Source organism: Natronosporangium hydrolyticum, assembly GCF_016925615.1.
GTDB lineage: Bacteria > Actinomycetota > Actinomycetes > Mycobacteriales > Micromonosporaceae > Natronosporangium > Natronosporangium hydrolyticum.
The window spans coordinates 4,839,034-4,862,276 of sequence record NZ_CP070499.1 but is presented as its reverse complement, the minus strand read 5'-3'; the positions used below and the strand labels follow the sequence as shown (position 1 = coordinate 4,862,276).

At 72.3% G+C, this 23,243-nt stretch carries 24 protein-coding genes and 1 tRNA gene; 17 read left to right on the top strand and 8 right to left on the bottom strand.

The features are described from left to right. Positions 1-58 precede the first annotated feature (58 nt). The 12 genes from JQS43_RS21895 (at position 59) to JQS43_RS21840 (ending at position 11,109) form a co-directional block, all read left to right on the top strand. Positions 59-877, top strand: coding sequence for a class I SAM-dependent methyltransferase (locus JQS43_RS21895; RefSeq protein ID WP_239676252.1), 819 nt, complete (start codon positions 59-61; stop codon positions 875-877). Continuing rightward, positions 874-2,172: a hypothetical protein gene (locus JQS43_RS21890; RefSeq protein WP_239676251.1), complete on the top strand. Its 1,299-nt coding sequence runs from the start codon at positions 874-876 to the stop codon at positions 2,170-2,172. Before JQS43_RS21895 ends, JQS43_RS21890 begins: the two co-directional genes overlap by 4 nt. A 52-nt stretch (positions 2,173-2,224) precedes the next feature. After that, a complete protein-coding gene (locus JQS43_RS21885; RefSeq protein WP_239679532.1) occupies positions 2,225-3,157 on the top strand; it encodes a Ppx/GppA phosphatase family protein in 933 nt (310 codons plus the stop codon). 39 nt (positions 3,158-3,196) lie between these two features. Next, complete coding sequence (locus tag JQS43_RS21880) at positions 3,197-3,856, top strand: hypothetical protein (RefSeq protein ID WP_239676250.1); 660 nt, start codon at positions 3,197-3,199, stop codon at positions 3,854-3,856. Between the two features lie 125 nt (positions 3,857-3,981). Then, the gene (locus JQS43_RS21875) at positions 3,982-4,674 is read left to right on the top strand and encodes a dienelactone hydrolase family protein (protein WP_239676249.1); all 693 of its coding nucleotides are present in this window, start codon (positions 3,982-3,984) and stop codon (positions 4,672-4,674) included. 15 nt (positions 4,675-4,689) lie between these two features. Next, a complete protein-coding gene (locus JQS43_RS21870) occupies positions 4,690-5,427 on the top strand; it encodes a uracil-DNA glycosylase (RefSeq protein ID WP_420847717.1) in 738 nt (245 codons plus the stop codon). Continuing rightward, a complete protein-coding gene (locus JQS43_RS21865) occupies positions 5,424-6,164 on the top strand; it encodes a DUF4129 domain-containing protein (protein WP_239676248.1) in 741 nt (246 codons plus the stop codon). The genes JQS43_RS21870 and JQS43_RS21865 overlap by 4 nt, the downstream gene beginning before the upstream one ends. Then, the gene (locus tag JQS43_RS21860) at positions 6,161-6,781 is read left to right on the top strand and encodes a hypothetical protein (RefSeq protein WP_239676247.1); all 621 of its coding nucleotides are present in this window, start codon (positions 6,161-6,163) and stop codon (positions 6,779-6,781) included. Before JQS43_RS21865 ends, JQS43_RS21860 begins: the two co-directional genes overlap by 4 nt. After that, on the top strand, positions 6,778-7,824 hold the full coding sequence (locus tag JQS43_RS21855) for an AAA family ATPase (protein ID WP_239676246.1): 1,047 nt from the start codon (positions 6,778-6,780) through the stop codon (positions 7,822-7,824). The genes JQS43_RS21860 and JQS43_RS21855 overlap by 4 nt, the downstream gene beginning before the upstream one ends. Positions 7,825-7,826: 2 nt before the next feature. Then, entirely contained in the window at positions 7,827-9,134 is a 1,308-nt protein-coding gene (locus JQS43_RS21850; RefSeq protein WP_239676245.1) for a DUF58 domain-containing protein, read from the top strand. Next, on the top strand, positions 9,131-9,700 hold the full coding sequence (locus tag JQS43_RS21845) for a hypothetical protein (protein ID WP_239676244.1): 570 nt from the start codon (positions 9,131-9,133) through the stop codon (positions 9,698-9,700). The genes JQS43_RS21850 and JQS43_RS21845 overlap by 4 nt, the downstream gene beginning before the upstream one ends. A gap of 77 nt (positions 9,701-9,777) precedes the next feature. Further along, positions 9,778-11,109 carry an NAD(P)/FAD-dependent oxidoreductase gene (locus tag JQS43_RS21840; protein ID WP_239676243.1) on the top strand — a complete coding sequence of 444 codons (1,332 nt, stop codon included), beginning with the start codon at positions 9,778-9,780 and terminating at the stop codon, positions 11,107-11,109. Positions 11,110-11,147: 38 nt separating this feature from the next. Here the strand turns inward: JQS43_RS21840 and JQS43_RS21835 are convergent, their stop codons facing one another. Then, positions 11,148-12,953, bottom strand: coding sequence for a hypothetical protein (locus JQS43_RS21835; RefSeq protein WP_239676242.1), 1,806 nt, complete (start codon positions 12,951-12,953; stop codon positions 11,148-11,150). A 44-nt stretch (positions 12,954-12,997) separates the two neighbouring features. On the opposite strand from JQS43_RS21835, the gene JQS43_RS21830 reads away from it, so the two are divergent. After that, positions 12,998-13,079: transfer RNA gene (locus JQS43_RS21830), tRNA-Leu, on the top strand. Positions 13,080-13,202: 123 nt separating this feature from the next. On the opposite strand, the gene JQS43_RS21825 is transcribed toward JQS43_RS21830, so the two are convergent. Together JQS43_RS21825 and JQS43_RS21820 are read right to left on the bottom strand one after the other, a co-directional pair. Beyond that, on the bottom strand, positions 13,203-13,901 hold the full coding sequence (locus tag JQS43_RS21825) for a class F sortase (protein ID WP_239676241.1): 699 nt from the start codon (positions 13,899-13,901) through the stop codon (positions 13,203-13,205). Beyond that, on the bottom strand, positions 13,898-14,734 hold the full coding sequence (locus JQS43_RS21820; RefSeq protein WP_239676240.1) for a DUF4397 domain-containing protein: 837 nt from the start codon (positions 14,732-14,734) through the stop codon (positions 13,898-13,900). Before JQS43_RS21820 ends, JQS43_RS21825 begins: the two co-directional genes overlap by 4 nt. A gap of 233 nt (positions 14,735-14,967) precedes the next feature. Here JQS43_RS21820 and JQS43_RS21815 point away from each other — a divergent pair, with 233 nt between their 5' ends. Beyond that, on the top strand, positions 14,968-15,579 hold the full coding sequence (locus tag JQS43_RS21815) for an RNA polymerase sigma factor (protein ID WP_239676239.1): 612 nt from the start codon (positions 14,968-14,970) through the stop codon (positions 15,577-15,579). After that, the gene (locus tag JQS43_RS21810) at positions 15,533-16,288 is read left to right on the top strand and encodes an anti-sigma factor (RefSeq protein ID WP_239676238.1); all 756 of its coding nucleotides are present in this window, start codon (positions 15,533-15,535) and stop codon (positions 16,286-16,288) included. The genes JQS43_RS21815 and JQS43_RS21810 overlap by 47 nt, the downstream gene beginning before the upstream one ends. Before the next feature lie 8 nt (positions 16,289-16,296). Here JQS43_RS21810 and JQS43_RS21805 read toward each other — a convergent pair whose 3' ends face one another. After that, the gene (locus JQS43_RS21805; protein ID WP_239676237.1) at positions 16,297-17,544 is read right to left on the bottom strand and encodes a flavin monoamine oxidase family protein; all 1,248 of its coding nucleotides are present in this window, start codon (positions 17,542-17,544) and stop codon (positions 16,297-16,299) included. Continuing rightward, positions 17,537-17,806, bottom strand: coding sequence for a helix-turn-helix domain-containing protein (locus JQS43_RS21800; protein WP_239676236.1), 270 nt, complete (start codon positions 17,804-17,806; stop codon positions 17,537-17,539). Before JQS43_RS21800 ends, JQS43_RS21805 begins: the two co-directional genes overlap by 8 nt. Positions 17,807-17,862: 56 nt before the next feature. Here JQS43_RS21800 and map point away from each other — a divergent pair, with 56 nt between their 5' ends. Together map and JQS43_RS21790 are read left to right on the top strand one after the other, a co-directional pair. Then, positions 17,863-18,627 (top strand): type I methionyl aminopeptidase, encoded by a 765-nt coding sequence (gene map, locus JQS43_RS21795; protein ID WP_239676235.1) that lies wholly within the window; start codon positions 17,863-17,865, stop codon positions 18,625-18,627. A 117-nt stretch (positions 18,628-18,744) separates the two neighbouring features. After that, the gene (locus JQS43_RS21790) at positions 18,745-19,563 is read left to right on the top strand and encodes a Bax inhibitor-1/YccA family protein (RefSeq protein ID WP_239676234.1); all 819 of its coding nucleotides are present in this window, start codon (positions 18,745-18,747) and stop codon (positions 19,561-19,563) included. A gap of 68 nt (positions 19,564-19,631) precedes the next feature. On the opposite strand, the gene JQS43_RS21785 is transcribed toward JQS43_RS21790, so the two are convergent. From JQS43_RS21785 to JQS43_RS21775, 3 genes are all read right to left on the bottom strand, one after another. Next, entirely contained in the window at positions 19,632-20,885 is a 1,254-nt protein-coding gene (locus JQS43_RS21785) for an acetyl-CoA C-acetyltransferase (protein WP_239676233.1), read from the bottom strand. 533 nt (positions 20,886-21,418) lie between these two features. Next, on the bottom strand, positions 21,419-22,219 hold the full coding sequence (locus tag JQS43_RS21780; RefSeq protein ID WP_239676232.1) for an SGNH/GDSL hydrolase family protein: 801 nt from the start codon (positions 22,217-22,219) through the stop codon (positions 21,419-21,421). Beyond that, positions 22,219-23,196, bottom strand: coding sequence for an SGNH/GDSL hydrolase family protein (locus JQS43_RS21775; RefSeq protein ID WP_239679530.1), 978 nt, complete (start codon positions 23,194-23,196; stop codon positions 22,219-22,221). The genes JQS43_RS21780 and JQS43_RS21775 overlap by 1 nt, the downstream gene beginning before the upstream one ends. Positions 23,197-23,243 lie beyond the last annotated feature (47 nt).

Here is a 23,243-nt window from a genome sequence, read left to right as displayed (position 1 = left end):
GGTGACCGTACAGCCGGCGTGACGCGGCCCACGTGACTCGGTCGGCGATACTGGCGGCATGGATGGTGGAGTAGAGCTGACCGCGTTTCTGGTGAACGAGTCCCGCGCCCGTCGGCCCGAGTTGGCGCAGGATCCGCTGGCCGCGCACTGGATCCCCGACGCGCAGCGCGATCAGGTGCGGCAGCTGTGGGACGAATATGCCGACGAGGTGTACCCCCACGATGACCTGGTGGTGTCGCTGCGGGGTCGGTGCATCGTGGACCTACTCAGCGAAGCGTTGGAGCGCAACCCCGAGACCGTGCTGCTGGTCTGCGGCGCCGGCTTCACTTCGTACCCGTGGTTGCGGCGGTTTCCGGTGGCGATCGAGGCTGATCTGCCGCGGATCATCGAGGCGAAGCAGCGCCGGCTGGCTGAGCTGGTCGCGGCAGGGGTCGTGGATGACCGGCCGGTGGAGCACCGGGCCGTGGACCTGGCTGATCCGGCTGCCCGGCGGCGGCTCGTCGACCATGTCCGGACGGTCGCCGCGGGCCGGCCGGTGGTGTATGTGGTGGAGGGGGTCATCTTCTACCTGCCCGATGCCGAGGCGCGGGCGGTGGCCGGGCTCGGCGCCCAGTTCGGGCCGGGCACGGTCAGCGCGGTGAGTTATTGGCCGGTGGCGGCCGCCGACAATCCGGTGCTGGCTGCGCAGCGAGGTTGGTTTCGGCGCCGCGGTGTCCCGGAGTCTGCCAGTTACCTGACCGTCGATGACATCGCCGCCGCCGCCGACGCCAAGGTCGACAACGAGAGCCCGGAGCAGCTGCAGCAGCGCTACCTCGGTGAGGTCAGCGTCGCGGAGTGGGGTCTGATCCCTGAGCACATCGCCGTGGCCCGATCTTGAGCGACATTCTGCACCTGCAGACCCGGGCCTATCCGCTCCAGCATGGAGCGATCGAGTTCACCGCCGGTTCGGTGGTGGTGCCGGGTCGGGGCGAGGTGCCGTTGCGCGCCGCGGAGCTCGGCTCCAACGCCTACAACTCTGAGGCGACGATCGAGGCAGAGCTCACCGCCCTGGTACGCGGTGCGGTGAGCCTGCCCGGCACCGAGATCGTCAGTTGCCGGGCCCGGATCATGAGCTCCGGGGTGGTCTTCCTGACGTACGCGCTGCGACACGACGTCGACCTGCGAAGCATGGACGCCTACCGGTTGGCGGAGTTCGACGCCCGGGTCAACCGGGAGCTGCGGGACGCCGACAGCGAGGTGATCGGGGAGGCCTTGTACGCGGCGGCAGCCGTTGGCGTGCTGCGGGATCTGGTGCTGCGGCCGGGGCACGATCCGGAGTTTGGGTTGACGTCGGTCGATCGGCGGGCGGTGAGGTACAACTGCCACTTTGTCGCCGTCGAGCCGTCGTGGACACCGGACCCCCGGGTGCCGGTGCTGTCGATGGGGCCGTGTTGCCAGGTGCTGTTGCCCTACACGTACGCCTGGGCGGCTGACCCGCACAGTGACCTGGACGACCTGTTGACGATGTTGGAGCCGGCCGACATCGCCACCGCCCAGCTTTCCATAGTGTTCAGCGCCAGTATCGGTGGCCGCCGGATCCTCGACGAGCTGGCCCGTTCGCAGTTGGGCCGGCTGCGCGCCGATGATCTGCGCCGGTTCCTTGACCGGGTGTGGGCCTCCTACCATCGGCTGGACACCTATCGACTGGAGTCGGCGCAGCAGCACCGGGCGAACTATCTGGCGACCCGGGAGGTGATCGGCCTGGATCAGGCGCATCGGCGCGCCGGCGAGCTGCTCGACTATGTCGGCAAGTCGTTGCTGGCCGAGTCGTCGCGCCGCAGCCAGCAGCTCGATTCCCGACTGAACCGGGTGGCGGCCGGTCTGACGGTGGTGGTAGCGGCCGCGTTCGCGATCGATCTGGCGGCGTGGCTGCTGCCGGACGCGGGGTGGCATGCCCGGTTGACGGTGGCGATCGGGGTGCCGGTGTTGTCGGTCGCCGGGTTGCTGGCGATCGTCCTGTCGGTGCGTCGTCGTCGCCGCCTTCAGGACGAAGTTGCCAGGCCCGGGTCGTCGGAGCCGATGCCGACCCACCACGTCCCGGCGCCGGTCGTCGGCCAGCGGGCCGGCGCGCCGGACCCAGCCGGGTCGGACCCGGCGGTGGCGGTTTCCCGAATCGGGCTCGATTCTGACTGATCACGCTACGCCCGGTCGCTGCCCGCCTGAGTAGAGTTGCGGGGTGACCAGGGTGGCAGCGATCGACTGCGGAACCAATTCGGTGCGGTTGCTAGTGGCGGATCTGCCCTCCGCCGCCGAGCAGCCGTTGCAGACGTTGACTCGTCGCAACGAGGTTGTCCGGTTGGGGGAGGGGGTCGACCGGACGGGCCGGCTCTCGGTGGAGGCGTTGCAGCGTACGCAGGTGGCGTTGAGCAACTTCGCGGTGGAGATCCGCCGGTGGGGCGCGTCGCGGGTGCGGATGGTCGCGACGTCGGCGACCCGAGATGCGGGCAACTCGGAGGCCTTCGTCGCCATGGTGGTCGAGACGCTCGGGGTGGTCCCCGAGGTGGTCACCGGGGCGGAAGAGGCGCAGTTGTCGTACCTTGGTGCGGTCCGTGGCCTGCCGGTGCAGGTGTCGCCGCCGTACCTGGTGGTGGATATCGGCGGCGGCTCGACCGAGTTTGTGGTGGGCGAGAGCCCGGAGGTTCATCAGCGGGCGGTCTCGGTCGACATCGGCTGTGTCCGGATGACCGAGCGGTATCTGCGCGGCGACCCGCCGACGCCGGCGGAGGTCGAGGCGGCCGAAGCGGACATTACGGCGGTGGTCGATCAGGCGCTGGCCGTTGTCGGCCGCGGCGGGCACTCGTCGCTGATCGGGCTCGCCGGTTCGGTTACCACGGTGACCGGGCTGGCGCTGGGCCTGCCGGAGTATCTGCCGGAGCGGATCCATCAGGCCCGGGTGAGCTACGACGAGGTCGCCAAGGTGACGGGCGAACTCCTGACGATGGGCCGGGAGCAGCGGTTGCGGTTGCCGGTGATGCACCCGGGCCGGGCGGATGTGATCGGGGCCGGTGCGTTGATCTTGCGGACGGTGATGGCCCGGGCGGAGGTACATAGCGTGGTCGCGAGCGAGCACGACATCCTTGATGGGATCGCGTGGTCGCTAGGGGAGCCGACGCCGTAGGGTGACCGCCATCACCCCTCGATGGAAGGACATCCTGCGATGAGTCAGCCCACTGACCCGCCGCCGCCAACATCACCCGAACCGACACCGGACGAACCGACACCGGACGACCCGCAACCGGAGGGCCCGCCGCCGGATGCGGCGCCGCCGGAGGCGTTGCCCGCGGACACCCCTCCCGCGGTCGAAGAAGCGCCCCCCGAGCCCGACTCCGCCGAGCCCGACTCCGCCGAGCCCGACTCCGCCGAGCCCGACTCCGCCGAGCCCGACGCCGGCCACGCCGATCCGGAGCCCGCAGAATCACCGGTACGCCGCGGCGTACGGCTGACCGCGTTGATCGCTGGCAGTGCGGTGATCGGGGCGCTGGTGGTCGCCGCCGCCGGCTTCGCCGCGCTCCAGTTCTTCAGCGAGGAGACGCCGGTGGTGGGTGACTGCCTCACCGAGGCGGCCACCGCAGACGATATGAGCGTGGTCGACTGCGAGGGCGGCGACGCGTACTGGTCGGTGGTGGGCGCCGACGGTACCTGGCAGTACGGCGAGTTCGAGGCTGCCCAGGCTGGTGAGGTGTGTGCGGAGCACCCCACCACCCAGCAGGCGTTGTGGATCACCAGCGAGCGTACCGTCGGCGCCGAGTCCGAGGGCGAGGTGGTGTGCCTGGAGCCGGTCGCCGGAACGCCTGATGACGCGCAGGACAGCGACTAGCCTGACCGCGGTGTTTGTTCGCAAAGTGACGGTGCCGCCACGCCACGACACCCCACGCTTCGCGCCAGTGGCAGCGACGTGATTGGGTGAGTAGTCGACGTTGATGACGGTAGGAGGAGCAGCCGATGGGCGAGATGGTGAGCTACCCGAGCGACGGTGCCACCAGTGAGGGCTATCTGGCGTTGCCGCGGTCGGCGGCGGCAGCTCCCGGGGTGATCGTGATCCAGGAGTGGTGGGGGCTGGTCAGCCATATAACCACGGTGGCGGACCGGTTCGCCGACGCCGGGTATGTAGCGTTGGCGCCGGATCTGTTCCACGGCGCCACCACCACCGAGCCGGATGAGGCGCGTACCTTGCTGATGGGGTTGGCGATGGACACCGCGGCCCGGGACATCGGCGCAGCCGCGGACTACCTCGCCGGGTTGCCGCAGGCGCAGCCGCACACCGGGGTGGCCGCGGTCGGTTTCTGCATGGGCGGCAGTCTGGCGTTGTGGTCGGCGACCCTGTCGGATCGGGTACAGCTCGCGGTTGGCTTCTATCCGACGATTCCGTGGGAGCGGATGCGGCCGGAGTGGCCGGAGTTCGCGGGCAAGACCGCGGTGATCCACTGCTCGGAGGCGGATGGTTCCAGTCAGGCGCCCGGGATCCAGACCGCCCGGGGGGCGATCGTGCAGGCCGGCGGGGAGTGCGACCTCTACGACTACCCCGGCACCAAGCACGCGTTCTTCAACGATGACCGGCCGGAGGTCTTCGATCCGGAGGCGGCGGCCAGCGCGTGGGCGCGTACCCTCGACGCGCTCCGGACCAGGCTCGGGTGAGCGTTGCCCAGTTCAGTGGGGGCCAAGACCGTCCGGGGGGTGGCGAGCGCCGCGGCCCGTTCCGGGACGTTGGCCGACCTTGACCGGGCGGTGATCCGGTGCCGCGCCTGCCCGCGGCTGGTGGCCTGGCGGGAGGAGGTGGCGGCGACGAAGCGGGCCGCCTTCGCTGACCAGGAGTATTGGGGCCGGCCGGTGGCTGGCTTCGGCGCCGCCGACGCGGAGATCGGTTTGTTGGGGTTGGCGCCGGCCGCGCACGGCGGCAACCGGACTGGCCGGATCTTCACCGGGGACCGGTCCGGTGATGTCCTCTTCGCTGCGCTGCACCGCGCTGGGCTGGCGAATCAGCCGGTGAGTACCGGCCTGGACGACGGGCTGAAGCTGTTCCATACCCGGGTCTTCGCGGCGGTTCGCTGCGCGCCGCCGGCGAACAAGCCCACCCCGGTCGAGCGGGATACCTGCGCGCCGTGGCTGCATCGGGAGATTGCGTTGCTGCGGCCCACGCTGCGGGTGGTGGTGGCGTTCGGCGCGTTCGCGTGGGGGGCTTGGTTTCCGGCGCTCACTGCGGCGTATGGTTTGCCGCCGCCGGTGCCGCGGCCGAAGTTCGGGCATGGGGTGTTGTGGTTCGCCGGCGGCGGGCCACGGGTGCTGGGTTGCTATCACGTCAGCCAGCAGAACACCTTCACCGGCCGGTTGACCCCGACCATGTTGGACGACGTGTTGGGGCGGGCGAAGCAGCTGGCGGGCCTGCGGTGAGCGGCGGCGGGGGTGGTCGGCGCCGGTCGTTCTGGCTGCTGGCGTTGACCGGGGTGGTGCTGGTGGGCGTCGCGGTGGCGGCCGGGTTCGGCACCGTGGAGATTTCGGCGCGGGATACCGGCTGGCAGGCGCCGGCGGCGCCGCCGACGCCGTTCGTCCCGGAGCCGCCGCCGCTGGCGGAACCGGTGGAGGCGGAGGAGTCGACGATCCCGTGGCTGGCGACCGCGTTCCGGGGGTTGTTGATCGCCCTATTCGCGGCGGTCGCGGCGCTGCTGGCGCGGGCGCTGTGGCGGTACCTGCGCCGGATCACGTTCAAGCCGCGCTGGCTGCGGGTGCGGGGTTTGCGGGGGGCGGCCACGAGCGCGCTCCATGACGCCGCGTTGGCCGAGGCCGCCGCGGATGAGCACGAGCTCTTCGAGGCGGTGAGCGAGGCCGTGCTCCGTTCCGAGGATGACCAGGATCCGCGCCGGGCGGTGATCGGTTGCTGGGTGCGGTTGACCGAGGCGGCGGAGCAGGCGGGGGTGCCCCGGCACCGTTCGGACACCGCCACCGATCTGGTGGTTCGGCTGTTGCGGGGGCAGCAGGTGAGCGAGTCGGTATTGGGGGAGTTCGCGGAGGTGTACCGGCGGGCAAGGTTCGCCAGCCATCCGGTGGATGAGCGGATGCGCCAGGAGGCGCGCGACGCGTTGGCGCGGCTGCAGGGCGAGTTGGCGGCGCGGGTGGGGGTGTCCGGGTGAGCCTCGACGAGTTGTTCGACCGCGGTGACGAGCGCCGCTCGTCGCGTACCGGGGAGATTCTCCGCTGGTTGGGGGCGAGCGCGTTGGCGGCGGTGCTGCTCGGTGCCGGGCTGGCGGTGGTGTTGTACGCGCTCGGGGTGGAGTTCTGGTATCCGGTGGCGCCGGTGGCGATCTTCGCGGTGCTGTTGCTGCGGCGGGCACAGCAGGGGTTGGGGCCGGAGGCGTCGGCCGGTCCGGCCGCCGGGGGGCGGATGCTCGCCGACTACTGGACGGGCGCAGCCAACGCCCCCGCTCCGGTGGCGGAGTTGGGGCAGCGTCCTCCGCGGGGCGACGCGGCCGATCCGGATGGGTTGGTGCCGGCGGTGTACCGCTGGGAGTCGCGGCTACGGTGGGACCGCGCCGGGTTGTGGCGGGGCAGCCGCGCCCTGCACCCCCACTTCGTTGAGCTGGTTGATGAGCGGCTGCGGCAGCGGTACGGCGCTACGGTGGCGGGCGATCCGGAGCGGGCGCGGCAGTTGCTGGGTGAGCGGGTGTGGCGCTATGTCTCGGAGCCGTCGCCTCGCAATCCGTCACCGAGGGAGCTGGCGGCGATGGTTACCACTGTGGAGGAACTATGAGTGAGCAGAACCAACCCGTGCCGACGTTGCCGGTGGCCGAGGTGGGCCGGCTGGCGCAGGCGGTGCTTGACCAGGTCGGGACCGTGGTGGTGGGCAAGCGGGACGCCCTGGAGCTGGTGCTGGCCGGGATTCTCGCCGGTGGCCACGTGCTGCTGGAGGACCTGCCGGGGTTGGGTAAGACGCTGACCGCCCGTTCGTTCGCGCAGGTGCTGGGGTTGGAGTTCCGGCGGCTGCAGTTCACACCGGACCTGCTGCCGGCCGACGTCACCGGATCGTTCCTCTACAACCAGCGCGACCACGAGTTCACCTTCCGTTCCGGCCCGGTCTTCACCAACCTGCTACTCGCCGACGAGATCAACCGCACCCCACCGAAGACGCAGGCGGCGCTGCTGGAGGCGATGCAGGAGCGGCAGGTGTCGGTGGAGGGGGTCACCTATCCGCTGCCGGCGCCGTTCCATGTGCTGGCGACCGCCAACCCGATCGAGTACGAGGGCACCTACCCGTTGCCGGAGGCGCAGCTGGACCGGTTCCTGCTGCGGGTCTCGTTCGGATACCCGGCGGCGGAGGAGGAGTGGGACGTGCTGCGCCGGCGGATGGTCCGTCAGCAGGAGGAGAGCCGGCTGGCGCCGGTGGTGGACCCGCCGACCCTGCTGGCGATGCAGGCCGCGCTGGAGCGGGTGACGGTGGAGGAATCGATCGGCCACTACCTGGTGGCGTTGACCGGCGCGACCCGGTCGCACGCCTCGGCGCTGGTAGGCGCCTCCCCGCGGGGGTCGTTGGCGTTGCTGTTGTTGGCTCGGGCGCGGGCGGTGATGGCTGGGCGGGATTTCGTCGTGCCGGAGGATGTGAAGGCGGTGGCGGTGCCGGCGTTGGCGCACCGGATCACGCTGCGTCCGGAGTTGTGGCTCCGCAACGCCGACCCAGCGGTGGTGGTCACGGACGCGCTGGCCAACACCCCGGCGCCGGCGACCGGTGCGCTGCCCCGGCACGCCGGCCCGGACGGTGCCGCCCCGCCGGAGCCGGTGGACGCGGGGCGGTTTTGACGATGCCGTGGCGGCCCACGCCAGCGTTGCGGCGGGCGGTGCTGCTCACCGGCGTGCTGGCGCTCGGCGGGGTGCTGCTGAGCCGGCCGGATGTGGTGCTGCTGGCGGCCCCGTTCGCGTTCGGCACGATCTGGGCGCTGCTGCGACGGCCGCAGCAGCCGCCGCGGCTCACCGTCGCCGTTTCGGAGGAGCGGCAGGTCGAGGGCGACCAGAGCGCCGGCACGATCAGCGTAGGCAACCCGGACCCGGCCAGCTACGACCTGGTGGTGGTGCGGACCCGGGCCAGCCGGTGGCTGGCGTACCAGGGGGTGGACCGCCCGTACGCGGTGACCGTGCCCGGGGGGCAGGTGGCCGAGTTGTCGCTGGTCGGGCCGGTGCGGCGGTGGGGGCGGCAGCTACTCGGGCCCGCGCAGGCGCTCGGCTACGCCGCCGACGGGCTGCTGCTGACCGAGTCGAGACGCGCCGGCCCGGCGATGTTGACCGCCTACCCGGCCGCGGCCCGGTTCCAGGCCGGAGAGACGATGCCCCGCTCGGCCGGGCTGGTCGGTAGTCACCGTTCCCGGCAGCCGGGCGCCGGCGGTGAGCTCGCCGGGGTGCGGCAGTTCCTGCCGGGTGACCGGCTGCGCCGGGTCGACTGGCGGGCGTCGCTGCGCACCGGGCACCCGCATGTGGCCGCCACCCTCTCCGACCGGGACGCCGAGGTGGTGCTCGTGCTCGATGTGCTCACCGAGGTGGGGGTGTCGGGCGGGGTGGACGGGCAGGCCTCGGTGCTGGATGTCACCGTCCGCGCCGCCGCCGCGATCGCCGAGCACTACCTGCACCAGGGGGACCGGGTGTCGCTGGTGGAGTACGGCAAGGCGGCCCGGCGGCTGCGGCCGGCCAGCGGTCGCCGGCAGTATTTGACGGTGCTGGAGTGGCTGCTCGACGTGACCCCGGGCACCGGTCACAGCGCACCGTATGAGCGGGTCTTCGGCCCGCATCTGCTCTCCGGCGACGCGCTGGTGGTGGTCTTGACTCCGTTGGTGGCGACCGGGGCGGTGGAGATGCTGGCGCGGTTGGCCCGTTCCGGCCGGTTCGTGGTGGCGGTCGACACCTTGCCGCCGGATCTGCCGGTGCCCGACCTGGGGCCGCAGTCGGCACTGGCGTACCGGATGTGGCAGCTGGAGCGGCGCAACACCGTCGGCGCACTCGGCGAGCATGGGGTGCCGGTCGTGCCGTGGGCCGGTGCCGGGACGCTGGATCCGGTGCTGCGCCGGGTTGGCCGGCTGCCCGGTGGCCCGGTCGGCGCTGGCGGGCGGGCGGCGCCGTGATCGCCCGGGTGGTGACCGCGGCGGCGCGGATCAGCGTTACCCCGCTGTTGTTGCGGGCGGTGATCGCGACGGCGGGGTTCGGCGCGTTGGCGCTGGCCGCTCCGGATCTGGTGTGGACGTTGCCGGTGGGGTGGGTGTTGCTCGCGGCGGTGGCGATCGTGCCGGCCTGCTTGCCGAGCGGCGTCGCCCCGCTGCTGCTGGTGTTGGTCGCGGCCGGCGGTTGGGTAGCCTCGGCCAGCCCGAGCGCCACGGTCGGGTTCGCCGCCCAGGCGGCGGCCCTGGCCGGGCTGCTTTACCTGGTCCATACCGTGAGTGCGCTGGTGGTGGCGTTGCCGTTCGACGCGGTGGTGGCGCCGGACGCGGTGGTCGCCTGGCTGCTGCGGGCGGCGGCGGTGATCGCCGCCTCGGCGGGGCTGGTGGGGTTGGTGCTGCTGGGGGTGCCGTATCTGGCGGAGGCCGCTGGGGTGGTGGCGGCGCGGCATGTGGCGGCGACGGTGGTCGGGGTGGCGCTGGCGGTGCTGCTCACCTACCTGTTGCGGGCGTTGCGGAGTTCGCAGCGAGGATGATTAACCGGTAAGCGTCACGACGCTCACATTTGTCGCGAGGACTTCCGTGCCGCCCGGTAACGGAGCATGATGGAGGCGTGGCACCTCACCGCGTCCTCATCGTCGGTGCCGGGCACGTCGGTTACTACACCGCGCACCGGCTGAGTCACCGGCTCTCCGCGCGGGAGGTCGAGGTCGTCGTGGTCGACCCCCAGCCGCACCTGACCTACCAGCCTTTCCTTCCCGAGGCGGCGGCGGGGAGCATCGAGCCGCGGCACTCGGTGGTGCCGCTGCGGCAGACGCTGCGGCGCTGCACCATCGTCACCGGGGCGGTGGCGGGCGTGGATCATGCGCAGCGCACCGCCACCGTGCAGATGGCCGACGGCCCGACCCGTCAGTTGCGCTACGACGATCTGGTGCTCGCCCCGGGCAGCGTCTCCCGCACCCTGCCGATCCCTGGGCTGCGCGAGCACGCGGTGGGGTTCAAGACGTTGGGGGAGGCGATCTGGGCCCGTAACCGGGTGCTGGAGCGGCTGGATGTGGCCGCCGCCACCGACGATCCGCTGCTGCGGCAGCGGGCGCTGACCTTTGTGGTGGTGGGCGCGGGCTATGCCGGGATCGAGGCGCTGGCCGAGCTGGAGGACATGGCCCGGGTGGCGCTTCGCTACTATCCGGAGCTCACCGACGCCGACATGCACTGGGTGCTGGTGGAGGCGACCCAGCGGGTGTTGCCGGAGGTGGGGCCGGAGCTGGGCGCCTACACGGTCACCCAGCTGCGGGAGCGGGGGCTGGACATCCGGCTGGACACCCGGCTCGACTCCTGTGTCGACGGCAAGGTGGAGCTCTCCGACGGTGACACCTTCGAGGCGGACACCATTGTGTGGACCGCTGGGGTGCGGGCCCATCCGCTGGTCGCTGCCACCGATCTGCCCCGTGACGACAAGGGCCGGATCACCTGCCTGCCGACGCTGCAGGTGGTCGACGGGGAGACGGTGGTGCCGGGTGCGTGGAGCGCGGGCGACTGTGCCGCCGTGCCCGACCTGACCGCCGCCGAGCCGGGCACGCTCTGCTCGCCGAGCGCGCAGCACGCGGTCCGGCAGGCGGATCGGCTCGCCGACAACATCGTCCGGGCGGTGAAGGGCCGGGCCCCGCTCGCCTACCGGCACAAGCATGCCGGCAGCGTCGCTAGCCTCGGCCTCTACAAGGGCGTCGCCCACGTGTATGGCATCAAGATCCGCGGGTTCCCGGCCTGGTTCATGCACCGCACGTACCACATGAGCCGGATCCCCACCTTCGCCGGCAAGGTTCGGGTGCTGGCCGACTGGACGCTGGCGCTGTTTCTGCGCCGGGAGGTGGTGGCGTTGGGGCAGCTGCACGATCCCCGGCTGCCGTTTACCGACGTCACTCCGTCGACGCCACCTCGCCAGTAGGTCGGCGGGGTCGTGCCGGTGATGCCGGCGCCGCCGGTTCAGCGGGCGACCGGCCACACCCAGGCGTCGGCGATCCGTTGCCCGGGGGCGTTGAGCAGCGCCGCCAGCGTGTCCCGCAGCGCCGTCTCGTGTTGCTGGCCCGGGCCGAGTACCACGCACTCGGCGTTCCAGTACGCCAGGTCGGCTTGGGCGTGCGCCCGCTGCTCCCGGCCGATCTCGGGGGCGGCTCCGGTGGCGGCCACCTCCGCGAGCAGCGCCGAGGTGGTTCGTTTCGCGGTGCCCATGGAGGCGGTGCCGCCAGCGCCGTAGGGGCCGATGAAGAAGCCCTCCGGGAGGCCGAATTCGGCGTTGGCCGCGGCCGCCCAGCGCATCGGCTCCGGCTCGGGTGGCGTGGGCAGCGGGACCGGCACCAGGACCCCACCGGGGGAGACGCATTCCCGCCAGTGGCCTTCGCTGATGAACTGGGGCACCGGGTCGCGGTCGCCGGCCGGCAGCGGGGTGGGCAGCAGCGGCAGCAGCACCGCTGCCGCCACCACCGGTACGGCGTAGCGCTGCCAGTCGGTCTGGCGGCGGGCCCGTTCGAGCCCGACCAGCAGGATCAGGGCGAGCAGCGGCACCACCGCCACCGCGTACCGCTGCGGCAGTGCGCCGTCGATGACCGGAGTGTCGACCAGTGCGACGTAGGGCAGCGGGATCTGCATCCGGGTCTGATACATGATCAGCTCCGGGCCGAGCGAGAGCACTGCCAGGATCGCGCTGGCGCCGGCGGCGGCGAGCACCAGCGGGTTGTCCCGGAGCCAGATCACCCCGGCGACTGCGGCGAGCAGCAGTGGCCAGCCGAGGAAGGCGTTGTACTCGGCGGGTCCGGTGGCGAGCGCGGCGGCGCTGTCGCTGCCGGCGATGCTCAGTGGCGAGAAGTTGGTCCAGCTGGCTAGGTCGGCGGAGTAGTAGTACGGGTCGAACGGCCCGTCGGCGACGCTGACCGGGCCGGCGAGCTGGACCCAGATCGGGTAGGCGAGCGCCGCGGTGGCGAGGCCGGTGGCGACCGCCATGCCGGTGAGGAACCCGGGCAGGATCTTCCGGGCCCAGCCGAGCCGCAGCACTGCGTACCCGATGCTGAATAGGGCGAAGGCGACCGCGGCGAGGTAGAGCACCTCGGCACCGAGGAAGTACTGGGCGATGACCAGGCCGGCGAGCCACAGTGCGGAGGTGAGGATCCGTCGGTGATCACGCTGCTCGGCCGCGCGTGTGAGGCGAATCACACTCCAGGCGATCGCGGGCACCAGCCACTGCGAGGACATGTGCCAGTGACTGTTCGAGTGGGAGATCATCGCCGGCGCGAACCCACAGAAGCCGGCGGCGACCGCCGCCGCCAGCCGGTGGGCCCCCAGGGTACGGCTGAACAGCAGGTACCACGCGATGGCGGTGGCGGCGAGGTTGCCGATCGTGGCAATGGCGAACGAAACCGGCGCCCCCGCGGTCAACGTGACCGGCGCCAGCAGCAGCCCCAGCGTCAACGAGGTGGCGTTGGCCAGCATGTTCATGCCGTCCGGCGCGTTCAGCCGGTCGGTGACCAACCCCTGGTCGCCGAAGAGCACCTGCACATCGACGGCGAAGAACCACTCGATCAGGATCTGATCTTCCGGGTTGAGGATCAGCTCCCGGGTGGTCGGGTCCGGCCACAGGCCCTGCCCGACCCAGACCGCGGCGGCGAGAAACAGCAACGCCACGCCGAGGTCGACCACCGCTGGCCGTCGCGCCCACGTACGCAGCTGAAACATCGCGCGGCCTGACGTGGTGGGGAGGGCGGGGTCAGCCGGCCGGCTGGTCGGGGTCGTACGCATCGGTCTGACCTTAACCGCTGGGTACGGGTTACGGTGGCAGAGCCGCCCGGGTGGTGGAACCGGTAGACACGGCTGCCTTAAAAGCGGCTGCCGAAAGGCGTGCGGGTTCGAGTCCCGCCCCGGGCACGGCGTGGAAAAGGCCCACGCGTTGATCATGGACTTTGGTCCATGGTCGGCGTCCGATCAGTGACCAAAGTCCATGATCCGCGCAGCCGCAGTAGGTCCGGTCCCGCGCCGCCACCCCCGTGGCTACGGCGCCGGCACCGCCGTGACCACCACATTGTCCTGGTAGCGGCCGGCGGCCGGATCGAACTCGCCGCCGCAGGTGATCAACGTCAGGCGGAGCTCGCCGTCCCGGGCGAAGTAGCGCGCCAGCGGGATCTCCTCCTTGTCGTAGACCTCGCGGGCGACCACCTCGAACTGGTGCACCTCGCCAGCCTCGTCGGCGGCCTCCACCAGGTCACCGGGGGCCAGCTCGCCGAGCGCATAGAAGGCGCCGTGGCCCTGGTCGGCGCTGTCGACATGGCCGGCGACCACGATTGAGCCGGCCTCAGCCTCCAGCCCCGGACCGTACTCGTACCACCCCACCTGGTCCACGCTCGGCGGGACGTCGAACTCGCCGGTCTCCGGGGTGATCCCCACCTGGTTGACCTGGGCGGCGAGCCCCAGCGCCGGGATCGACAGCGTCACCGGCGGCCGTACCGTCCGCTCCGACCCGCCGCGGCCGTCGGTGATCGGCACTGGCGGGTCGCCCGCCTCGGTCGGCGGCGGTGCGGTCAGCTCCGCCGCCGCGTCGGTGCCCACCTCGGACACGCCCTGCCCCCGCCAGACGGCGACGCTGCTGGCGGCGACCAGGGTCACCCCGAGCACCAGCGCGGCGACCACCAGCGGCCGACCGCGGCCGGCGCCGATCCCCCCAGATCGGCGCCGGCCCCGGTGCCCCCTCATCGCAGCGCGGTCCGGCGGTAGTGCCGCAGCCCGAAGGCCCCGCCGATGACGAGCATCAGCCCGGCCGCGGCGGCGGCGAACCAGCCGGCCGCCACCCCGGTGGCGGCCTGGCCGCCGGTGCCGCTCGGCACGCCGGACGGCGGCGAGTGCAGCCCGTCGATGGTCTGCACCACCAGATCCAGCGTGTCGTCCTCGGCCGAGCCGATGGCGTAGACGATGGTCGCCGTGCCTTCGGCCAGGTCCAGGTCGGCCGGGCCGAGCACCACGTCCTCGGTGCCGGCGAGCACCACGTCGGCGTCGACGGTGCCGGCCGGCAGGTCGGCCCCGTCCTCGTTCGGGTTGGTCAGGTCGGTGAAGACCGGCTCGCCGCCGGCCCGCACATCCACCGCCGGTGCGGCGGCGGTGTGCCGGACGGTCAGCCGGGCATCCCCGGCGGCCACCTCGCTGACGTCGTTGGCGAACGGCGTGAGCGTCGGCTCCCCGTCCTCCGAGAGGTGCGCGACCAGGCTCAGGTTCGCCCCGCCCGGCACCTCCGCCCCATCGACCTCCAGGATCGCCTCACTGTCCGGGTCGCCGCCCGGAGCGGTGATCACGATGTCGTACGCACCGGCCGGCAGGTCCAACGGGCCGGCGATCTCGCCCGGCGCGAAGCCCTCCAGCAGCGCGTCCCCGTCCACGTAGACATCGACATCCTGGCCGGGGATGCCGTGCACCACCGACACCTGGGATGTCTCCTGCGCCTGCGCCGGGCTGGCGAGCGCCAGTCCCGCGCCGGCGGTCACCGCGGCGATCGCGGTCACCGCCAACGGCCGGCGGATCTGCGACGTACGCATGTCTCCTCCTCGCTGTGGTCCTCACCACTGTCGGTCAGGTTGCACAGCGGGTTACGCCCGATCGCGCCGCGCCGGATGCGGATTTCTCGCCGATGTGACACTGCCTGCATCCGGGCGGCGGCCTCGCGGCGTAATCCCAATCGCATGACTCCGCTGCCCGCAACGATGGGGGAGACTTTATGTACGCAGAGCCGCTACGGTGTAACGATGCGGCGACTCGCACCGGGTGACCGGTGACCGACAACCATCAGTCGCCTGACTCCCGGGCCGAACGGGACGCCGAGCTGACCGGCCGGTTCCGGGACGGCGACGAGCAGGCTCTCCGGCAGGTCTACGACCGGTACGGCCCGGCCGTGTTCCACCTGGCTACCGGGGCGCTGCCGACGGCGGCCGACGCCGAAGATGTCACCCAGGCCACCTTCGTCGCCGCCTGGCTGGGCCGCGGTACCTTCGACCCCGACCGCGGCAGCCTGCTCGGTTGGCTGCTCGGGATCGCGCGTAGGCAGGCGATCGACCGGCTCCGGGTGCGGTCCCGGGAGCGGCGGGTGGCCGAGACCGTGCAGGCGCAGCCCGCGCCGCAGTCGGCGCCGGCCGACCCGGACCGGGTGGTGGACCGGTTGGTGGTCGCCGACGGGTTGGCGCAGCTGCCGCCGGAGCAGCGGCGGGTGCTGGAACTGGCCTTCTACGACGACCTGACCCACCAGCAGATCTCGGCCGTGACCGAGCTGCCGCTGGGCACGGTGAAGAGCCACATCCGGCGGGGCATGGCGAGCCTGAAACGCAGATGGGAGGTGGACGGTGCCGCACCTCGATCCAGACCGGCTGGTACTCATCGCCATCGGTGACGGGGTAAGCGACGGTGGCGAGACGGCCCACCTCGACGGCTGCCCGCAATGCCGCGCGGAGCTGGGCGACCTGCGGGAGGTCGCTGGTCACGCCGCGGACGCCCGGCAGCTGCGGGAGCTGCCGGCGCCCCCGGAACGGGTGTGGCAGGGCATCCTCGCCCAAGTCACCGAAGCGCCAACGGTGGCGGCCACCGAATCACGCACCGGGCCGAGCACCGAAGCGCCGGACCGGCCGCCGCCCCACCGGGCCTCGGTCCGCTCCCGCCGCTGGCCGGAGTCGGCCCGGCTGCTGCTGGTGGCGGCGGTCGCGGCGGTGCTGGCGGTCGGCGGCACGCTCGGCGTCACCGAACTGCTCGACCAGGAGCCGGCGGTGGTCGAGGAGGTCACCGCGCAGGCAGCGTTGACGCCGCTGGAGACGGTGCCGGTCGCCGCCCACGGCGAGGCCCGGGTGCTCGACGGGCACACCCTGCACCTGCACGTCACCGGCCTGGAGCAGCAGGCAGGCTACTACGAGGTGTGGCTGATCAACCCGGACACGATGGAGATGATCTCGATCGGGGTGTGGGGGGAGGGCCCCGACCTGGTGTTGCCGCTGCCGCCGACGGTGGACCTGGGGGCGTACCGGCTGGTCGATGTGTCGTTGGAGGAGTACGACGGCGACACCAGCCACTCCGGCAACAGCATCGTGCGAGGGGTGCTCGGCGACTGACCTGGGTGTTACCCGAGCCGGGCCACCGCGGCACGGCCGCTGCTGATCGCCCCCTCGACGAAGCCCCGGAAGCGGGGTGCCAGCTCGGCGCCGGCGAAGACCACCCGGTCACCCCAGGCCGCGAGCCGGTCCGCGGAGTCCGCCGCGGCACCGGCGCGTACCTGGGAGTTGTAGGCCCCGCCCGACCACGGGTGGTCGACCCACACCGCCTCGTGGATCGCCAGCGGCTGCGCTGCGGCCGGACCGAACGCCCGGGCCAACTGATGTCGCAGCTGCTGGTCGCGCTGCTCGGTCGGCAACCCGGCCCAGGTACGCGCGGTGGGGCCGCCCAGGAAGGCGGTGAGCCGGGGTGCCCGCCCGTCGTCGACCGAGCCGTCGGCTACCACCAGGCCGACCGGGTCGGTGTAGGTCGCCGCACCGCTCAGCCCGTCGTACCGCCAGAACGGGCGGTCGTAGACGGCGGTGTACTTGATCAGGTCGCCGGCGACGAACCCGGCCAGCAGCGAGCTGAGCTCCTGCTGCGCCGGCAGGCGGTAGTCGATCCAGCGCGCCACCGGCGGCGGGGCGGTGATCACCACATACCGCGCCGACCAGGCGGCGGTGGCGGTCTGCACCACCACCTCGTCGTCGACCACCCGGACGGTCTGCACCGGCGTGCCCATGACCGGCGGTCGGCGTAGCTGCCCGGCGAGCGCCGTGATCACCTCGCCGAATCCGCCCCGTAGCTGAAACTCGTCCGGGTCGCGGTCTGATTCGTAGGTGGCGAGCTCGCGCCGGACCGCCTCGGCGTCGAGCCGGTGCGCCGGCTGGCCGAACAGCTCGGCGGTCACGGTCTGGGCCAGGTCCGCCTCGGCCTGGGGGAGGTCGGCGGCCTTGAGCAGGTCGGCCACGCTGCTGCCCGGAGCCGGCGGCGCGCCGTCGGTAAGCAGCGCCAGCCAGGCGTCGGGCCGTTCGTGGGCCGGCCGGCGGCGCTGGGCGTCGCCGGTCACGGTCAGCCCCGCCCCGCCGGTCGGCAGCGGGCTGAGGTGCCGGCCGGCGTCGGCGGCGAGGTCCAGCACGGCGGTCATGTCGCCGTTGATCTCCTGGGCGCCGAGGTCGACCGGGCCGGTGTCGGTCTCGACCGTGTGCACCCGGCCGCCCAGCCTCGCCTGCGCCTCCAGCACCTGGCAGGTCAGGCCGCGCTGCTCGCCGGCGACCGCGGCGGCGAGACCGGCGGCGCCGCCGCCGATCACGAGCAGGTCGACCGGGTCAGCCATGCGCGGGCGCTGGTCGGATCGGGTCGCCGACGGTGGCGGCGAGCTGGTCGAGCGAGATGCCCAGCGCCTGCGCCACCGCGGTGACGGTGAAGAAGGCGGGCGCCGGAATCCGGCCGGTTTCGATCTTGCGGAGGGTCTCGACCGAGATCCCGGCGGCGCTGGCGACCTGCGCCATGCTCTGCTCGCCGCGGGCCTGCCGAAGCAGCCGGCCGAGTCGTTCGCCGCGTTCGCGTTCGTGCGGGGTCAGCGGAGCGCGCACCATTCCTGTGATAGTAATACCGGTATAGTTATCCGAGGACGACGTGTGGGAGCGGCGGCATGGTGGAGTTGAAGACCCCGGCGGAGATCGACGGGCTGCGCAGGGCCGGCCAGGTGGTGGGCCAGGCGTTGGCGGCGGTGCGGGAACAGGCGGCGATCGGGGTACGGCTGCGGGAGCTGGACGAGATCGCCGCCAAGGTGGTCGCCGACGCCGGCGCCGAACCACTGTTCCGCGGCTACCACCCGGAGTGGGCGCCCACCCCGTTCCCCGGGGTGATCTGCGCCAGCGTCAACGACGCCGTGGTCCACGGCATCCCCGGCGACCAGCGGCTCGCCGACGGCGACCTGGTCAGCATCGACTGCGGGGCCCGGCTCGACGGCTGGTGCGGCGACGCCGCGATCAGCTTCATCGTCGGCACTCCGGACCCGGCGGACCAGGCGCTGATCGAGGCCACCGAACGGGCGCTCGCCGCGGGCGTGGCGGCGGCGACGGCCGGCGCCCGGCTCAGCGACATCTCCCACGCGATCGGCCGCTCCGCCCAGCAGAGCGGTTACCGGGGGTTGGCCGACCACGGTGGACACGGCATCGGGCGGACCATGCACGAGGCGCCGTACGTGGCGAACGACGGGCCGCCCGGGCGCGGGATGCGGCTGTCGGCCGGGCTGGTGTTGGCGCTGGAACCGATGCTGACCAGAGGTGGTCGCCGATACCGGCACGACCCGGACGGCTGGACGGTGCGCACCGCCGACGGCACCCGCGCCGCCCACGCCGAGCACACCGTCGCGGTGACCGAATCCGGCCCTGAACTACTCACCGTGCCGTAGCCGAGCGGTTTCTGCAGGTTCGTTTTGCCGGGGTGGCGGGGCCGGATACCCTGTGGTCATAACCCCACCTGGCAAGATCCCTGGCGTGGCCAGAACGATATCGACGGAGCGTGTGACGTGAGGACGAGTAACCCGGTGTTGACCCGGCTCGCCAAGGACGCGGAGCGGGAGCGGACCGCCGCGCCGGGCGGGCACCAGCCGCAGGTCTTCGGCCAGTCGGCCGGCGCCTACCCGACCGGCCCGGACGGGACCGCCACCGCGCCGCCCGACACCCGGCCGATGACCATCGACGACGTGGTCACCCGGACGGTCGGGCTGATCGCACTGGTCGCGGTCGCCGCTGGCGTGATCTGGCTGGGCACCGAGCCGGCCGACGGCCTGGTCTTCGCCTTCCCGGCGATGATCGTCGGGCTGGTGCTCGGCTTGATCATCGCCTTCGCCCGGGTCACCAACCCGATCCTGATCAGCGTGTACGCGGCGGTGATGGGGGTCTTCCTCGGCGCCATCAGCCAGTACTTCAACGCGATGTACGAAGGCATCGTGCTGCAGGCGGTCGCCGCCACGGTCGGCGTCTTCCTGCTGATGGGCATCCTCTACAAGAGCGGCACCATCCGGGCCACCCCGAAGTTCATCAAGTTCATGACCGCCGCGCTGGTCGGGGCCGCCGCGGTGATCCTGGTCAACCTGGGCATCACGCTGTTCACCGGTGAGCCGACCATCCTTCGCGACGGCGGCCCGATCGCGATCATCGTGAGCCTGGTCTTCATCGTGCTGGCGGCGCTGAGCTTCATCCTCAGCTTCCACGAGGTGGAAGAGGGGGTCCGGCTCGGCCTCCCGCAGAAGTACGCCTGGGCCTGCGCCTTCGGCATCGTGGTCAGCCTGATCTGGCTCTACATCGAGGTGCTGCGCCTGCTCAGCTACTTCCAGGGCGACTGACCGACGCCGTTACGACGCGACGACCCCGAGGCCTGGCGGCCCCGGGGTCGTTTCGTATCGGACCCTGGTCAGCTCAGCCGCTCGAGGACCATCGCCATGCCCTGGCCGCCGCCGACGCACATGGTCTCCAGGCCGATCTGCTGGTCGTGCCAGTCCAGCGCGTTCAGCAGGGTGGTGGTGATCCGGGCGCCGGTCATGCCGAAGGGATGCCCCACCGCGATCGAGCCGCCCGCCACGTTCAGCTTCTCCAGCGGCACCCCCAACTGCTGGTACGACGGGATCACCTGGGCCGCGAACGCTTCGTTGATCTCGACCAGGTCGACGTCGGAGATGCTCATGCCGGCCCGGGCGAGCGCCTGCTGCGACGCCGCCACCGGACCGAGCCCCATGATCTCCGGCGAGAGCGCCGACACTCCAGTGGCGACGATCCGGGCAAGCGGGGTGATCCCCAACTCCCGGGCTTTGCCGGCGCTCATCACGATCACCGCCGCCGCCCCGTCGTTCAGCGCGCAGCAGTTGCCGGCGGTGACCCGGCCATCGGGCCGGAACACCGGCTTCAGGCCGGCCACCGCCTCCTTGGTCACCCCGGGCCGGGGGCCGTCGTCCCGCGCCACCACCGTACCGTCCGGTGTGGTCACCGGTGTGATCTCCCGCTCCCAGAAGCCGTCCGCGATTCCCTTCTCCGCGAGGTTCTGCGACCGGACCCCGAAGTCGTCCATCTCGTCCCGGCTCACGCCGTGGACCTCGGCGAGGTTCTCGGCAGTCTGGCCCATGGCGATGTAGATGTCGGGCAGCTGCCCGGCTTCCCGCGGATCCCGCCAGCTCTCACCGCCGCCCTCGGCGCGGGACTGGGTCCGGGATCGGGCCGCCTCGAAGCGCGGGTTGTGCCAGCCGCCGCCGACCAACTCGGCCGCCTCCGGCGGCAGCATGTCGGAGTTGCCGCGGGCGTAGCGGGAGACGCACTCCACCCCAGCCGAGACGAAGACCTCGCCCTCGCCGGCCCGGATCGCGTGCATCGCCATCCGGGTGGTCTGCAGCGACGACGAACAGTACCGGGTGATCGTGGCGCCGGGGACCGAATCCAGTCCCAGCAGCACCGAGACCACCCGGGCCATGTTGAACCCCTGCTCACCGCCGGGCAGTCCGCAGCCGAGGTAGAGGTCGTCGATGGTCTCCGGGTCCAGCTCGGGGACCTTGTCCAGCGCGGCCTGCACGATGGTGGCGGTGAGGTCGTCCGGCCTGACCTGGCTGAGTGAGCCCTTGTGCGCCCGGCCGATCGGAGACCGGGCGGTGGCGACGATGACAGCTTCCGAGTGCTCCATCTCCACAGGCTACCGCTTCCTACTCGCCAGTAGCCTCAGCCGTTGTGGCAGCGCGGCCGCCCGTCGCCCGTACCTTGTGGGCTGGCGCTTGATCAACTTCGAGCAGTGGCGGGTAGGGGGCGGTTGCGCAGCCTACGAGAGCTGCGAGCGCAGACGGAGCAGACGGGAGCGGTGTGGCGCCACTCAATCCACAAGCGCTGCTAGTGCCGGCATATAGGACCCTGCTGGTTAAATCGGGTCACTTTTGATCATCAAGCATCGCCGCAGCTCAGGTGGTGCTGCGGGAGCGTTTGCTTTGCTTACGCATACGACTAAACCCCGACATGGTTGGGCAGGGAGGGATCTTGCGTACGGTAATATCGGACTTTTCCGTACGCAAGATCCCTCCCTGCCCAACCATGTCCGAAATGCACCCGGTGCCGCAGTGGCCCCGGCCAGCGTAGGCGTATACGTGTGCAGAGCAAACGCGGTGGAGTAACCACTTGACCTGCGGAGACGCGGATTGATCAAGTGGGCGGATCAGCCGAGCGGCGTCAGCGTTGCAGCGGCACCACGGCGGCGGCGACCGCCGGGTAGAGCGCGTGAGCCCAGACCCGGTAGCCGTCGGCCGACGGGTGGAACCGGTCGAAGCAGAGCGAGGCGTGGTCGGTCCGGAACACCGTGCCGGTCTCCGCCGCCAGGTCGACCACGTCGCCGCCGGCGGCGTGGACCGCCGCCGCCTGTGCCCGCGCCAGCCGCCGTCCCTGCCAACCGAGAAGCTGCCGCAGGGGCGGCGCGAAGGCACGGACCGCGCCCAGGTCCGGGCAGGTGCCGACGACCACTTCCACGCCGGTGTCGCGCAGCCGGCGCACCGCCGCGCCCAGGTGTGCCGCCGCCTCGCCGGAGCGGTGCAGGCCGGTGACGTCCCCCGCGCCGATCAGGATCACCGCGACGTCCGGGATGTTGCCCACCAGCGCTCGGGAGACCTGGGTGGCCAGATCCCGGGACCGGGAGCCGGCGACGGCCACGCTGGCCAGCTCGACCCGCCGCCGAGGTGGTGCGCCCGCCGGCCCGCTGCCGGTGGTCAGCAGGTCAGCCAGCTGGCCGCCGAGGGTGGCGTCGACCGTGTCCACCCCCACCCCCAGCGCCCCCGCGTCCCCGAGCAGGGTCAGCCGCAACGGTGGCGCCTCCGCCGGGCCGACAGTGGTCCGCATCGCCAGGCTCAGCGACGGCGTCGCGTACCGGCGGGAGCGGGCGGCGATCACCTCAGCGAGTAGCAGCAGCGCTCCGCCGAAGCCGGCGGCGGCGAGGGTGGTGGCGGCGGCGCGGCCGACACGACGCGGAAGGGTGGCCATTACGACTCCAACAGGTTGGGCTCGGGAATGGTGCTGACAGCAGCGGAGCCGACGGACGGGCCGACCGCGGCGCGGACCCGGCGTCGCAGCGACGCCCACCGGCCGGCGGGCCCGCGCTCGCGCCCACCGACCGAGGCGGCGGAGACCTCGGTCCCGCCGTGTCGAGACGCCTCGGCCGCGGCCCGCGGCAGCGACTGGATACCCCGCTCGCTGGTCGGGTCTTCCCGCCCGAGCGCGGCCAGCGCGGTGGGTAGCAGCGCGGCGGCGGCGGCCGCGTACCCCTCGATCGAGGGGTGGAACCGGTCGACCCCGAACATCCGCTGCGGCTCGGCGGCGAACCGGGGCCCGATCAGGTCGGCCAGCGAGACGGTCCAGCCGCCGGCCTCCACCACCGCGACGGTCTGGGCGGCGGCGAGCTGACGGCTCCACCGGCGGGCCACCCACCGCAGCGGTGGTCGGATCGGCACGATGGTGCCGAGGTCGGGGCAGGTGCCCACCACCACCTCGGCGCCGGCGTTGCGGAGCGCGCGGACCGCCGCCACCAGGTGGGCGACGGCGACCGCCGGGGGAGTGCCGTGGGTGACGTCGTTGCCGCCGATCACGATCACCGCGAGGTCGGGGCGCAGCTCCAGCGCCTCCTCGACCTGGGGAGCCAACCGGGCGGAGATCGCCCCGACCACCGCCAGCCGGTGCAGCCGGACCGGTCGCCCCAACCGCCGGGAGATACCCTTGGCGAGCAGCGCGCCGGGGGTCTGCCGCGGTTTTGCAACGCCGTACCCGGCCGCGACCGAGTCGCCGAGCATCACCACGGTCAGCGGCTCGCCGCTGCGGCCGCCGTACCGGCCACTGCCGCGCGGCGGCGGCGCCTGCGCCCGCGGGATGTTGCGCCGGGCCTGTTGGGCCTGGCCCAGCAGGAGCCCGACGGTGGCCAATGCGGTGCCGAGCACGGCGGCCGCCCCGTAGCCAACCCCGCGCATCCAGTTCCCGTTCACGCCGCCCACGCGCGAAGATTATCCGGTGGCGC